Genomic DNA, 14,110 nt, shown 5'->3' with positions numbered 1-14,110 from the left:
AAACTAACCCAGCCCGAGACACTGATTGGCAACAGGAAATTTAATTATAATTTTTGTTCCCAACATCGGGCTGGTTTCAATAACAAAGCTGCCTTTATGTTTTTGGGTAATAATAAAGTACGAAACAAATAAACCGAGACCAGTTCCTTCTCCGATTCCTTTTGTTGTAAAAAAAGGTTCCAAGGCTTTCTTTTTGGTATCTGCATCCATACCGGGGCCGTTATCCTCAATCTCAAGCCTTACATGACTCCCTTCTCTTTTAATTCTTACATAAATTTTGCCTATTTTACTTTCGCTTTCTTTTACTGCGGAAGTTATTGCCTGTGCTGAATTTTTAACCAGATTGATTAGAACTTGCTCAATCTCAGACGGAGCACAGTAGATATCAGGAACAGATTCATCAAATTCACGAATTATCTGCACTCCCTTGTGCCCTTTTGTTTGGTATAACTCGTAACCGCTGGAAGAAAGTTCAATTGCTGTATTAACAATATCTGTAAGACTTGTGCAGTCCTGCTTGCCACCGGTCTGCCTGCTGAACTGAAGCATATTAGCAACTATCTTGGCTGAACGCTCGCCTAACTGCTGAATAGATTCAATTTTAGAGATAATTCCACGCTTATTACAATATGCATAAATAGCATCAAAAGTTGTACCGCATTCAAGAGCAACCTGCTGATTTATTTCCAGATCTGAAGAAAGTCGGCGTAATACATTCTGACTTGCCTGAAGAATTCCTCCCAAAGGATTGTTTATTTCATGAGCCATACCGGCAGCCAACCCGCCAACGGTCATCATTTTCTCAGTTTGAACCATAACTTCTTCCATTCTGGTTCTATCTGTAATGTTATCAATACGGATAACAGCTCCAGCCTCCCCTTCGCCTTTAAAAGGAAAAACTACTATCTCAAAAATGACCGTCCCGCCAATATGTTCAACTGTAAAAATTTCTGTTTCTCCAGTTTTCTCATTTTGAATTGTCCGAGAAATAAGCTGTTCAAATTTTCTCAGCTCAGGCATCAGATTAAAAATATAACTTCCTAAAGCATCTTTCTTTGCAACTCCTGTCTCTTCCACCGCTGAAGCATTCCAGAGAACAACCTTTAATTCTTCATTTATTCCAACAAGAATCGACTGCATAGAATCAATTACATTTCCAAGGTAATTACGAGTATTCTGCAACTCCCGTTGATCCGCAAGTTTACGCGTTACATCACGGGCAACCATTACAAGATAAGGAATACCGCCTACCAGATGAACCCGCACAGTTATCTCAACAGGGACACGGATACCGTTTTTACCCAAAAGTTCCGTCAGAGAAATATCTTCATTTCGATGAAATGCAGATGATTCACTGTCAGAACTGACAGCTCGCATAAGTTCACATGTTTCTTTTGGGAATATAGAGTCAGGCGATCTTGTTAACATTTCTTCACGGGAAAAATTAGTCTTTTTCAAAGCTGTTGCATTCACGTCGGCAAAACACCATGACGAAACATCCAAAACAAAAAAAGCATCGTTAGCATGCTCAACCAAAGCTCTGAATCGTTCAAGTTCATAAATCCGGTCCCGCAGTTCCGGATAATAACTTTTACGCATTGAATTCTCACCAAGCCCGATAAGCTTGTTGCGAACTATTTCAGCCCCCTCTGGATTAGAACGCCGCTTCATAAATATTCTCGAGGTCTTTTTGTGTTAAGGCTACAGGATTAGTGATCATACATGCATCTTTCAAAGCCAAACTGGCCAGCTTTGGTATATCTTCTTTTTTCAGGTCAAAATCTTTAAGGCTCTTCACCATACCGGCATCCTTTCTAAGTTTGATGACGGTTTCCACAAGAGCTTCACATATCTGATCATCAGTTTTGCCATCCACATCAACGGACATAGCTTTTGCTATGTCAATATATCGTTCTACAGCGAAAGGGAAATTAATCTTGATAACATAAGGCAGGAGTATTGCATTACATTCGCCGTGGGGAAGGTTTAAATGACCGCCAAGGCTGTGAGCCATAGCATGCACAGCTCCTAGTATGGCATTTGAAAAGGCAAGCCCGGCTTCCATACTCCCAAGCATTACAAAACCTCGCAATTTTACATTTTGAGGATCTTTAATGACTCCGACGATATTTTCACTGACTAATTTTATGGAATCAAGAGCAAGCAGATCCGTTAATGCGGAATTTGCGTTTGATACATAAGCCTCGATGCCATGAGTTAAAGCATCCAAACCGGTAGCAGCGGTTAATTGAGAATCCATTGTAGTTGTAAGCGTCGGGTCAACAAGAGCTGCATCCGGAACCATTGCCTTGCTGACAATACTGATTTTAACGTGACGCACCGTGTCAGTTATTATTGCAAACTGGGAAACATCCGCAGAACTACCGGCAGTTGTAGGAATACATATCAATGGCGGACCTGGAGCATGAACCATGTCCACTCCCTCAAATGAAAGGATATGAGCATTATTTGTTGTAACGATACCGATACCTTTGGCACAATCCATTGAGCTTCCCCCTCCAACAGCAACAATGCAATCGCAATTGTTTTTCTTGTAGAATTCAGCCCCTTTCATGACTTCAACATCTTGTGGATTTTCTGAAACATCACTGAAAACAAAAGTTTCAATATTAGCTTTGATCAGACTCTCTTTAACTGCAGTAGTCCAGCTACACTCCAAGACCCCTGGATCGCTAACGATCAAAACTCTTCTAGCTCCAAAATTTTCAGCATACTGTCCGACAAGTAATGAAGATCCAGCACCAAAAACCAGTTCAGGAGCTACAAATTTCCGCATTTCCATAACTTCTTTCATTGTGGACTCCACATAGGGTTAAACATAAATCACATAATAATATCTAAGATAACCCCGGTAATTAAAAAGATACCTCAACATTATCCATATTTTGCAACCCTGAAAACAATTATATTCATTTATTAAAACGAAAAGCCCATCAGGAACCTGACAGGCTTTTCTATTATAGATAGTACAAATGCTTTCTTGACTAAAATATCTACGAAACAGATATTGTCAGTCGCAAGTACGATCATAGCCATAAGCATTTGTACATTGACCATCCGGGCACAAATTATCAACTAAGCTTGATGCTCGTCCTTTAAAAGATCGTTAACAGCTTTTACAGGTGAAAAAGTGCTGAGCGGGACTTCAACAAAAATCGTCAACCAATCCGCCATTGATCCATTCCAAAGACCAGGTAATTCAAGAGCCTTAAGCGCACGCCCCTGTTCGGATTTATGAGAAATAAACCCAGTTTCGGGGTCAGTATAATTCATCAGATTAAACTGTTTGCCGCGGTAATCGCGCAGCCCGCAAACGATATCAACAGGATTAAAATGGGTAGAAGATTTAAGAATCTCAGCCTGTTTAGGGTTATTCATATCAACCTGATTTTTTTCAACAATCTGCGGTGAGATTGTCCCGTCTGAACCTACAACCCAAAATGGACCTCCCCCCGGGTCGCCCTGATTTTTCACCATACCGCAAACACGAATCGGTTTGTTAAGCTTAGTTATTAAGATATCCGCCTTTGCAGCCAGATCCATTATAAAAAAAGTTTTCGGCAAAGTCAGATGCAAACGAGTCACAACAAAAAGAGAAGTTACGGCTAATTCAAATTCTGTGAGCGAGGGCTTCTTAAGCATTTTAATACAATCAAACACCTGACTCTGAAGCAGAATTAAAAGCCCGCCAAGCAGTTTTTTATATTCAATTGTGTCATCTTTAAGCCTGTCTGGAACTACGTTATCAATATTTTTAAGGAAAACTATATCACCGTTTAATTCATTTAAATTAACAAGTAACGCTCCATGTCCAGCCGGCCTGAATAAAACTTTATTGTCATCCGTCCTGAAAATTTCATTCTTTAAATCAACCGCAATTGTATCTGTAGCGCGACTCTGTTCCGAATAAGAAATATCAAAATCATATTCAGGGAATTTCTTAATAACTTCCGAAAGATACGCTTTTGTCTGGTCTCTATGAGCCGGAGCGACAGTAAAATGCAGACGAACCTTACCTTCCTCATCTTTTGCATATTCAATCGCTTCTAAAACATGCTCTTCCAACGGTGTCCGCGGTCCATCTGCATGAACATGAAACGGGATCAACCCTTTAGGAAACTGCGAGTAGTTAAGCCCTTTCGGGGTAAGCAAATATTCCAGAATTGTGCGGCAATCATTTTCTGCAAGGCATTCATCTAAATCATCCCCGCCAATTTTCATTGCTGTTTTAAGGTCGTCATAAAAAGCAAACTTAGGGAGCGACGCAATAAATACACGAGCCATTTCAAGTGACGATTCCTCACTCTCTAAATCAGCATCAAAATTTTTATGACCTGTTTTCATGAATTCTAGCAAAAATTTAAACATGCGGGTAGCTGCGCCGGAAGCAGGCACAAACTTTGTTATACGCCCGAGCTCAAGAGCGGCATTAAAAACACTAAGTAAGCCTATTTTATCTTCTTGGGGGATAATTGAAATACCATCTTTTACGGTGCATGAACGATCAAGTTTTGTTGGCGTAAACCCTTTCTTAAGGCGCATAAACTGATCAGCCAGAACCTTAGCCGAAACGCTGTCACCAATAATATCCTGCAATTTGTTCTCCACTTCGCGGAAATCTTTTTCAGTTGACATATCCAGCTCCACTTAACTTTTTTAATAGGAAAGGCACCGTGCTTACACAGGTTGACCAGCCACGCAAAAATTTAACTCTTGCGACGAAGACGACTTTATCTTCCCATAACACACATTTTTGTCTGTGTTTAGATAAAAATGATAAATATGCAAAAAATAATAACCGGGTGAGGATAGAGGGAGAATCAGAAAACTTTACACACTAAAATTTCAGGCTTTATTAATAATCATTTTATATGTGGGAGGTTTTGATACATGCGCTAGAATCAGATATTTCTTTTTTTCAATTTAGGCCAAACCGAAGTAATCAGTTCTTGAGGATTAAACTTTGCTGAAACATTATTTGCAACTATTAAAATTTTAGCTGCGGAAAAATGAAATATGAATGAATATATAATAAATGAAATTTAACGGAGTCAGAAAGAGTTTTATTGGGAAAATTTTTTAGAGTGATTCTTTGAAAACAGACAACGAAGGGATGAAATGATCTATACGAGGTGAAGTCTATGCGCTACAATCATAAAAAATTATCTAAAAATTTTGTGCAAAAAAGAACAAAAATGAAGAGCAAAAAAAAAGAGGTCTAGACTATTAGTCTAAACCTCTGTACTTGCTGGTAGGCCACGAAGGACTTGAACCTTCAACCAACGGATTAAGAGTCTCTTGCGCCTAAAGTTAAACTGCTAAAAAGATTAGCATTAATAAGAATAAGCAAGGCTTATGTTTATTAAAAAGGTGAACAAAGGTGAACAAAATAACAAAAAACCCCCCACCTGAAACTATGCTCAGATAGGGGATAATTAACAACAAAGAACACGCTCGTTTTTTGTATCAGGTTATCTATTTTAGAATTGCATCAACGACTTTGCTTCGCATGATTGAATTAAAAACATGCCGGAAGTCTTCCTTTGTTGGGTTATCTGTCAGACATACCGCTTTCCATGCTGCTCTACTTTCAACACTCATCTGCGATACATCAAAGTCGCTAGTGTCACGCACTGCCGGAACTTCGCTGTGTACCGCCCCTGCTTTTTGCTGATTAACTTTATGATTAACCTCGCCCATTATGGTTTCTCCTGAATATAAATTTTACCGTCAGTAAAGCGCATATCTTCCGGTGACCGTACAGACATAGCCAATTGTTTTAATTCTGGATTATCTGGGAACTCTATTTTATCCACAGTTAGCTTAAGTTTACCGTCAGAGAGTTCAGAGATATAGCCTGCAGGTGTTAAGCTATAACAGTCTGGAATTGCGACTTTAGCTGGAACCTTGTCCAGTGGTGTTTCCAGATTAACGATTGTTTTAGTCATTTTTTTTGATTCAGTACCAAATAAACGAACTCGCCCAAGCCCTGAATATCCATGCTGTGCAGTATTACCGCAGTTAAGTTTGAAGTAGTTAGCCGTGTGCGACGCACCTAGATCAAAGTTTAGTGTCTGTGTCCCACCTCCAGTGGATGACCACGTAAAAGCAGCCGCCTGTTGATGTAACAAAGTCCACGGACCTGTTAAGGAAGCCCCTTTGTACAAAGCCCAAGTTTGCGAGTTTTGAACATATGAAAAGGCTGATATTAAGGAATATTTACTAATCGTTTTAGGTGAATCAAATGCAATAACTAGATCAGTTGGATATCCATTTGCCTGCCAATAATCTGAGTTTGAAGGTTGATTAGCTTTACCAACCTTCCAGCAGGCATAAGCTGGACCGTAATCAGATCTACTTGCGGTTATAGTACATCCGTCTGTGGTTTCACCCGTCATGTCTGGTATTATCTGCTTAACCGGGCTTATACCATCCACGATTTCTTCACTAACGCTTGCAACCGCAACATCCTGTCCATCACATAAAATATTATTATTCAGTCCGCCTTCAACAAATATTTTTGCGGCTATTGATCCGGCGGAAGTTAAAACGAGCTTAGATGCTGTAGACCCCTCACCCTGTTCCACCACAATTTCCGGGCCTATATACTCGTTGGCATTACCCACCCCAATTGCAAAAATATTTTCTATCTTTCGTGAGGCATATTGGGGGGGCGTGGTCAAGCCGAAAGAAGTTATATCTACCGAAAAGTTGCCTCTTTTCTTAAAAGCCAATTCAAGTACGTTCATGTAATAATCAAGTTTCGTATTGTTAGACACAGCCCAATGAGTGAATTTGTCGGTTGATGCTACAGGGTAGCTATGTTCTGCATAAACTGAATTGTCTGTTTGTATTGTTGTCCAAGTTACTCCGTCATTTGAAGCTCGTAGATTAATAGTAGCCCCTAAATTTCTAGGATCAGCTAATGGAGTTAAGCTATACTCTTCTAAAGAAATAGGTTCCTTAAACTTCCACCCAATCCATGAACCATTTATTGCAAGATCTGCGGCAGTGCTTAAACCTGCCCAACGATTGGCAATATCCCCATCAAAGGCATTAGCTGAAATCCAGCCTGTAACATTTGCGGACTCTATAGGAGTCCCTAACTCAGACGTATATGGTTTATTAGGATACTCCCCAAGTTCGCCACTGGTAGCTCCTGCAACACCCTCAACCCCGTCTAAGAAAAGACTTTCACCTTCTTTAACTAGCTGATTGGTTTCAAGACTCGTTGCGGTAGAACGTGTGCTGACAACTAAAGTCTCACCCTGTAATGGGTTTTTAAATACTTTTGCCGGAGCGGCAGGAAGATTAATTATGCAGGAATAAGCTTTTTGCCCTTCTTCATAAATCTTATCAACATCATCTTGAGTTAATGTTCTGTTAAATACTCTCAGTTGATCCATAGATTGAGCATCATTGGCTCCGTGTGCCAAATCAGTTAAAGCTCCTGATCCGGTAAGACTTATATTAGTGATTGTCTTTACGAGCGTTTTATCAATATATAAATATCCATTTTTACCGTCTGAAGTTATACATATATTGATAAACTTGTTTAGATTTTTCCATGCGGAGGTATCCAGAGCCACATTTTGACCAAAAATAGTTACAGAGCCACGACCAAAATCGACACCGCAAATTCCCCCCATCATCAACCACATGATTCGATAACTTCCGCTCGTATGACTATTTAAAGAAGGGTTAGTCCACACAGACACGCCAGCGTGTTGGATATCATCAACTGGTACATTACATGGAGCTGTTCCATTATTTATAGACACAGCTTGACCAACTTTTCCTGTAATGTAGCTAACCGAACTTTTTGGAACTATAGAACTTGCAGCCTCACCTGAACCATTTAATGACCCGTTAAAATTGTAAAGTGCAACGCATGATCCATCATCAAGAAGATCTACTATATCGGCTGAAGATACTGTTGACGACTCTACACTTTCAACGAACACATTGCCCTTGTCAGTGACTAAAAGCATACCTGCATAAAGCTCTTCAAGAACTTTAAGAAAAGTTGCAGTGGTTCCGTCTAAAACCGTTTTTTGTCCGCTCGTCACCTCAACTTCCATCTGTGCGGTTACAATCTGATTTTCATTAACAAGCCCACCTGAATAAGCTGGAGGCTGGATGCCGTCACCGTCAATTGTAGCACCGGGCCAACCGTCAACAGTGTTGGCAAATGCCATTGTCGGTCCTTCCTGAATCGGAACATATTTAACCAACACTGTATGAGTAGCTGCTTTCGATTCCTGATAACCATCCTTTGAAGCAAAAACAGTCATGTTGTAGCTGGTATCAATATCAACATTTGGCAAAATCCATGAAATAATACCGCCAACAATTGTAAACGTTCCACCTGAAACAGAAACCAAGTATTTATTTACTGCTTCATGGTTTGTAATCTCAACAGTTAGTGTTTCCCCTTCATTTTTAGTTGCCAAGCCTGAAAGAATTGGAGTGTCAGAGATTTTCAAGAATGCAGCAGCATCAACAGCAATGTCTCGTGCTGCAACGGCTTCATTTCTCGCAACCACCGCCTCATCCCTTGCAACACCTGCCTGAGTAACAGCAAGATTACTTTGCCCTTCCACATATGCCCTTGTGACAGGCGCATTTAATGCGGGTTCCCCTGCGTATGATACTATCGGGTCAGCCAGAGTCTTGTTGCTCAAAATCTGCGTGTCTTCTGTGCCTACAATTGCAGAAACAACGCCATGTGTTGCCGTCCTGTTCTTGTGAGTATTCAAGTGGGTTATTATCTGTTCAACTCTCGCCTGATTCTTTTCAAGAATAGAGCTTTTTACAGAATCACCGCCCGGTGACGCATCAATATTAGGTGCACTATATGTATAATCGTTTTCAGCCATAAGTTCACATCCTGTGAATTAGTTCACTTCTTGTGAACTATTTGAGAGAATTTAAATAATCGTTGATTTCTGTTTCAATTTCAGGATTCAACTTTGCAATAATGGGCAATTTTGCAAGCTGGCTCTGATAACTACCCGGCAATACTTTCGCCAGCTTTGCGCCATCGGTCAGCCATTTTACAAAATTCGGGTTGGTTATAAGCTTTGCTCCAGCGTAAGGAGATAGGGCAACGGCTGTTCCGGATACTGCCCCGCCAACGCCTCCAGAAGCAAAGCCCGTTAATGGCATCATGTAAGTTGCCATTGTACCGATAGCCTGACCTGTCCTTGAGGTATTCGCCATGGCTGCAACATCTTTCTGAGAACCGACAACCCGTAATAGCTTATCAAGTTCAGGCTCTAAAGAACTGTACCGGCTGCCCCCGAACAGGGCTTGTTTTGATTCAGGAGCTATTTTATTCCAATTAGTCAAAAACGAGTTAACGCTAAAAGCTTGCCCTGCAATGTCCTGTTGACCGGGGGATGATTTTCCAAGCCTTCCAAGCACTGTACCCGCTACCGTGTCCCACTCTTCCGGCTGAAAGTTTCTACGCAAAACCGCAAGCCGTGAACCGCCGTCCTGCGCTCCAGATATTGCCAGCTTAAAAGCCGCCTCATCTGTTTTAGTCTGCAAAACTTTTTCAAGTGTCGGAATATTATGCGCCATCTGTTGCTTGTAATATCTATTAGCCAACGCATAAGCCTTATGAGCATTGCCACCTTTTGCAACGGCTGCTGCCTCAAGGTCATTGGTCAAAGCTCCGTAAAGCTGCTTTAACTGCGCTCTGTTAACATCTTCTACAGCGTTAAACTTATCACCAAGGGCTGTACCAACTTCTGTACGCAGACGTTTAAGAGTTTGAAAATCAAGCACTCCGTCTGGAGCATCCTTTGCAACTCGGCTACCTATATCTTTCAACCCCTTCGTGAACCTTGCGCCAAGTTCAGGAGCATCAGAAAAGGCGTTTGTAGCCTCTTTTAAATATGATGTTGTATTTTCAATCGGAACGACTTCCCCTTTTGGGAAATACTCATCAACAGCATCATACAAATTCCTTGAGCGACTTTTAAACCGACCAACTGCGTTTTCTGCGGCCCCTTTAATTTGTTCCCCTGCGCCTTGAGGAGTAAGAATAGAGCCGTATTGATTAGCAAGCTGATTAGCGGCCTTGGCAGTATCGTCAACTGTCTGCGTTGCCGCCTCTTGCATAGTCCTTGCTGATGCTGGAAGTTGAGAAAATGCCTGTTCTGTTGCCTGAATCCCTTTATTGCCTGTAATCGCTCCTGCTGACGGTGTGACCCCTAAATCTGCATAATCCTGTGCAAGTTGTTTAGCTCCTGCCCCTGCAAGTTTGTTCTTTATCGGCCCCATCATGCCCTTGATAACAGGTCTTGCAACATCAATAGCCGTATCAAACGCTTTCGGGACAAGTGCGCCTGTTGTTGCATCAACTGCCGATTCTGTCATACGATCTTGAAAAGACTTGCCTTCGCCTCCGAAAAAGTATTCTTTTGCAAGATCATATCCTTGCCCGGCAATGGCATCACCAAGCCCCATACCAACATATGTACCACCGGGGAGCGGAGAGGCTAAACCAATAGCCCCGCCAACGGTTCCCCCGATCATCTGCGCCCCGACTCTACCCCAATCAGTACTTTTTTCTCTTGCCCCGATTGGATCGGAGTTAACACCTATTTTTTTTGCAAAGTCGTCAAAGGGCATATCTGAATAGAATTTCTTGTGAAAACCCTGTGCAAGTTCAAGGTCGCCTACGTCTTTATATTGTGGGAATTTCTCCCGGATTGAATTAATATCCATTATCTAATCCCCAAAGGATCGGCTTTCGAACTGGTTGCAGGGGTTGCTTGTGAATCTGTCACACCGAGATTAGCAAGATGTTGTTTCTTTTTCCTTTCTAGGAATTTACGAACTTCGGCATAAGATGATTTTATAGCTTTTTTACGGTCAGCCCACTTAAGCGGATTGGTGGGAACATCTGTAGGACTAATTAGCATCTGATCCATTAAATCTAAATCCGGCCCGTTAAGTACGCCAAGATTTAAAAGTTCTTTCATTTCCATCTGAACACTACGGTGTGCTGAATCTAATGTTGCAACGGTGTCAGTATTAAAACCTGTTGAAGGTTCCCAACCGTATTTATCAACTAGACTTTCTAAACGGTCTAAAGATTTGCTCACACCTTCTGCAGCATTTAAAGCTTTGCGATTGTCTCTAACCTCTGTTGCTGAAAGATTTACGCCACCGGGTCCAACAATTGCCCCTCCATTATTAATATTAACAGAAGCAGGTTTTGAAACTCTCCAACCGTTAGGAATTTGTGAGCCTTTAGTTATATACTTTTGAACCCCTTGAGCGTCTTCAATTACGTCATACTTTGGTTCTTTACCTAAAGCCTTATACCGTGCGTTAAGTTCAACAAGTGCGGCCTGTTTATTAAACGTTTGTTGCGGAGTCTGATAATTCAAAGCCCCCGGTGAAACATAATTCAGAGGGTTAAAGCCGTATTTGCTTTCTACTTCCTGCGGAGTCCTCCCAAACGCCCCCATATCACCTTGAAGCTGCCCACCAAATGCCAACCCGTTTGCTTGTCGGGTTAAATCCTGTATACCGTTCTGTCTGTTAATCTGGTCATGCTGGAAAGCTGTTTGCTGCTCTCTGAATGCTCTGTTCTCGTCCATTTCTTTTTCTCTCAAAGAACGGTTTTTCTGTGAGTTAAAAGCATCCATAAAGCCACGAGCGGCCCTATCCATTCCCACGCCTACGCCTTGGTCAAAGAATCCTGCCATAATTAACTCCACCAGCTTGAGATTGCATCACCGAACCAACTTCCAGCTGAGCTTAAGCCGGAACCGATTGCATTTGTGGCGTCCTTATTACCAAGCAGCCCACCAGCAATTGTTCCTGCTGCGCCAAGCCAACCGGAAGTGTTATCCGCACTTGCCTTTTTGTTGGCAGCATATACATCTGCACCTGCTTGCAACTGGCTAGAAGCAGTTGAGCCGGAACCAGCCGCAAGGTTCAAGGCATTATCAAACAACCTTTGCTGCCCTGCCATGTTCCATTGATTTTTTGCGTTATCGTAAGCAAACTTATTATCAATCTGGCTGTTATCCCATCCTCGTTGAGCTTCCTGCTGTCCGTAATCCCATGCCATTTTATTAGCGTTGTATTCATCCTGACGCTGAGCATCCATCATGCCGAACTTGTAGGTGTTCTCGTTTTCGGCCCTCATCCGGTCCATGTCTGTTTCCTGCATCTTGTAGCGTTGATCAACAGCATTAGATAATCCGGTATTAAGTTGCTGCTGATTGTAGCCCATTGCATCAGACATAAGATTATTGCCCACGCTGCCATACATGCCGTTATTGCCGTAGACATTTTGGGTGTTGGCTGTAGCCTTGCTATAGGCATCGTATGCGGGTTGCTCGTAAGCTTTTTGCAACGCATTATAATCAGCGTCCATCAATCCGCCTTGGGACTGGTAAGGATTGGTGGCGGTCTGGTTATAATAGTTCATCTGAGTAGGGCCAGTTTTTTGGTCGCCAGTATAGGCGGCATAGGCCGGAGTGGTCTGTCCATTAAGGGCCGTCTGAGCTTTAGTCAGCGCACCGTTAACAACATTTTGCGCAGTGGTATTGTTACTCCCGTAAGGAGTATAGGTAGTATCTGCCATTGTTCACATCCTGTGAGTTTTTGCACGTCCTGTGCATTTGGCGTTATTGATTGAATTAGAGAGTTAGGTTAATATTTAGGAAGACTATCAGTTGCCTTGTTGTTTTTATCAAAAGCGAAAATACTTCCTTTATAGGTGTGGTCGTCACCAGTGGCTGAAGTTGTCACTTCATTTGTCCCAAGTGTTAAACGGGATAATCCATTATACACAAAGCTCAAGCTAGGTTCCCGTTTATTAACACCCATAACAATCCGCCCATCCCCGTCTACGTCTTTTAAAGAAATTACACATCCCTCAGAGCCTGATCCAATTGCAAGCATTGTTTTAAATTGCTTTTGCTTCTTATCATGACTCCCTAAGAAAATAGATGCACCTCCTTGTCCATTGTCTTGGATCGTTCCAACCGAATTAAAATCTTTATCAAGAATATCCACAGAACTTGTAAAAATTTGATGAACAACCAACGCATCAGCTGTAAGTTGCCTAAAAACACCATCCTGATTTACATTCAATTCCTGCGCCTGCCCATCACTCAAATAAGTCTGCGAAAGGCCACCGCCCACGATTCCACCAAGGAATGAAAATAAAGCAATAACAACCACCGCACTAAATTTATTCAGCTTAGACATTTACAAAACTCCTCACTTTATTTGGAAGGCTCTATATATTCACCCAAAACAACATTATTAGAAGCCCTTTTCTTAAAATCTGCTCGGCGTTGCTCTATGGGTTTATTTAGCTCTTCTTTAGGTAACACCTCTGCATAAGTTATAATAATGGCTTTGTCAGAGTCGATAGTGCTTGCACAGAGCTGTCTAGCTGTCCCGTTGCCTGAATACATATCAATACCACAATTATACTCAAGTCCTCCAATATTAAAAGTATCAATATCATATGATCCTATTTCATTTCTTAGCTTTTCTTTCCCGTAACTAATATAGAGCAACTTGCTACTCTCTGAGAATACTTCAATTCTTACTATTTTATCGACAGACCTGAAATCATATATGTCAATACTATTAGCGCTGATCGATGTAAGATCACCAAAATAAGGAATACTTCTATCAACTTTCACAGTTAGACTAGGACGCCTTTTCATATAAAAAGTATTATCAACAACGAAGCCCTTGCAACACCCCGAAAAACACAGCATCGCCACCAATAATATCAGCATATTTATTCTTTTCATAACCCCTCCTTTTTATGCAGGGTTATCGTATGAAATAACAAATCTCAACAACTATTATAACCTTGACTTTTTGATTGACATTCCCCCCAATCTATGGCGTTTTAGACATACGGAGCGTCGAAACTCCATTCTAAGGCGGACACCGCCACCGACACTTGCGGCTTTTTTATGCCCTTTTTTTACTTGCTTCCTGTTTAGGGCATGATATTCTTGCATTCATAGTTGCCGGGAGTGGTGAAATGTCCAAGGCTTTGTCCTAAAATAGCCAGCCTCGCCTTAGAGAGGTT

10 protein-coding genes are annotated in these 14,110 nt (G+C 41.6%); all 10 read right to left on the bottom strand.

Translation table 11 applies throughout. The features are described 5' to 3' along the window. Positions 1–3: 3 nt before the first annotated feature. A complete protein-coding gene (locus tag B9N78_RS01505; RefSeq protein WP_085097308.1) occupies positions 4–1,671 on the bottom strand; it encodes a PAS domain-containing sensor histidine kinase in 1,668 nt (555 codons plus the stop codon). After that, positions 1,655–2,815 carry an alcohol dehydrogenase-like regulatory protein ErcA gene (gene ercA / locus B9N78_RS01500; protein WP_085097305.1) on the bottom strand — a complete coding sequence of 387 codons (1,161 nt, stop codon included), beginning with the start codon at positions 2,813–2,815 and terminating at the stop codon, positions 1,655–1,657. Before ercA ends, B9N78_RS01505 begins: the two co-directional genes overlap by 17 nt. 281 nt (positions 2,816–3,096) lie before the next feature. Beyond that, a complete protein-coding gene (locus B9N78_RS01495; RefSeq protein ID WP_085097302.1) occupies positions 3,097–4,656 on the bottom strand; it encodes a DUF4301 family protein in 1,560 nt (519 codons plus the stop codon). 840 nt (positions 4,657–5,496) lie between these two features. Then, positions 5,497–5,721 carry a hypothetical protein gene (locus B9N78_RS01490; RefSeq protein ID WP_085097300.1) on the bottom strand — a complete coding sequence of 75 codons (225 nt, stop codon included), beginning with the start codon at positions 5,719–5,721 and terminating at the stop codon, positions 5,497–5,499. Beyond that, on the bottom strand, positions 5,721–8,900 hold the full coding sequence (locus tag B9N78_RS01485) for a LamG-like jellyroll fold domain-containing protein (protein WP_085097297.1): 3,180 nt from the start codon (positions 8,898–8,900) through the stop codon (positions 5,721–5,723). The genes B9N78_RS01490 and B9N78_RS01485 overlap by 1 nt, the downstream gene beginning before the upstream one ends. 37 nt (positions 8,901–8,937) lie before the next feature. Next, entirely contained in the window at positions 8,938–10,758 is a 1,821-nt protein-coding gene (locus B9N78_RS01480) for a hypothetical protein (protein WP_085097294.1), read from the bottom strand. After that, positions 10,758–11,747 carry a hypothetical protein gene (locus B9N78_RS01475; protein WP_085097291.1) on the bottom strand — a complete coding sequence of 330 codons (990 nt, stop codon included), beginning with the start codon at positions 11,745–11,747 and terminating at the stop codon, positions 10,758–10,760. Before B9N78_RS01475 ends, B9N78_RS01480 begins: the two co-directional genes overlap by 1 nt. 2 nt (positions 11,748–11,749) lie before the next feature. After that, entirely contained in the window at positions 11,750–12,634 is an 885-nt protein-coding gene (locus B9N78_RS01470) for a hypothetical protein (RefSeq protein ID WP_085097288.1), read from the bottom strand. A 68-nt stretch (positions 12,635–12,702) separates the two neighbouring features. Next, positions 12,703–13,263 carry a hypothetical protein gene (locus B9N78_RS01465; protein ID WP_085097285.1) on the bottom strand — a complete coding sequence of 187 codons (561 nt, stop codon included), beginning with the start codon at positions 13,261–13,263 and terminating at the stop codon, positions 12,703–12,705. Between the two features lie 17 nt (positions 13,264–13,280). Further along, positions 13,281–13,823 (bottom strand): hypothetical protein, encoded by a 543-nt coding sequence (locus B9N78_RS01460; RefSeq protein WP_085097282.1) that lies wholly within the window; start codon positions 13,821–13,823, stop codon positions 13,281–13,283. Between the last annotated feature and the right edge of the window lie 287 nt (positions 13,824–14,110).

The organism is Desulfovibrio gilichinskyi (assembly GCF_900177375.1).
In the GTDB taxonomy this organism is placed as follows: domain Bacteria; phylum Desulfobacterota; class Desulfovibrionia; order Desulfovibrionales; family Desulfovibrionaceae; genus Maridesulfovibrio; species Maridesulfovibrio gilichinskyi.
This window is presented reverse-complemented; position numbering and strand designations above follow the sequence as displayed.

Coding starts and splice junctions, on each gene's coding strand:
- B9N78_RS01505 (WP_085097308.1), bottom strand. CDS start 1,671: ATGAAGCGGCGTTCTAATCCAGAGGGGGCTGAAATAGTTCGCAACAAG.
- ercA (WP_085097305.1), bottom strand. CDS start 2,815: ATGAAAGAAGTTATGGAAATGCGGAAATTTGTAGCTCCTGAACTGGTT.
- B9N78_RS01495 (WP_085097302.1), bottom strand. CDS start 4,656: ATGTCAACTGAAAAAGATTTCCGCGAAGTGGAGAACAAATTGCAGGAT.
- B9N78_RS01490 (WP_085097300.1), bottom strand. CDS start 5,721: ATGGGCGAGGTTAATCATAAAGTTAATCAGCAAAAAGCAGGGGCGGTA.
- B9N78_RS01485 (WP_085097297.1), bottom strand. CDS start 8,900: ATGGCTGAAAACGATTATACATATAGTGCACCTAATATTGATGCGTCA.
- B9N78_RS01480 (WP_085097294.1), bottom strand. CDS start 10,758: ATGGATATTAATTCAATCCGGGAGAAATTCCCACAATATAAAGACGTA.
- B9N78_RS01475 (WP_085097291.1), bottom strand. CDS start 11,747: ATGGCAGGATTCTTTGACCAAGGCGTAGGCGTGGGAATGGATAGGGCC.
- B9N78_RS01470 (WP_085097288.1), bottom strand. CDS start 12,634: ATGGCAGATACTACCTATACTCCTTACGGGAGTAACAATACCACTGCG.
- B9N78_RS01465 (WP_085097285.1), bottom strand. CDS start 13,263: ATGTCTAAGCTGAATAAATTTAGTGCGGTGGTTGTTATTGCTTTATTT.
- B9N78_RS01460 (WP_085097282.1), bottom strand. CDS start 13,823: ATGAAAAGAATAAATATGCTGATATTATTGGTGGCGATGCTGTGTTTT.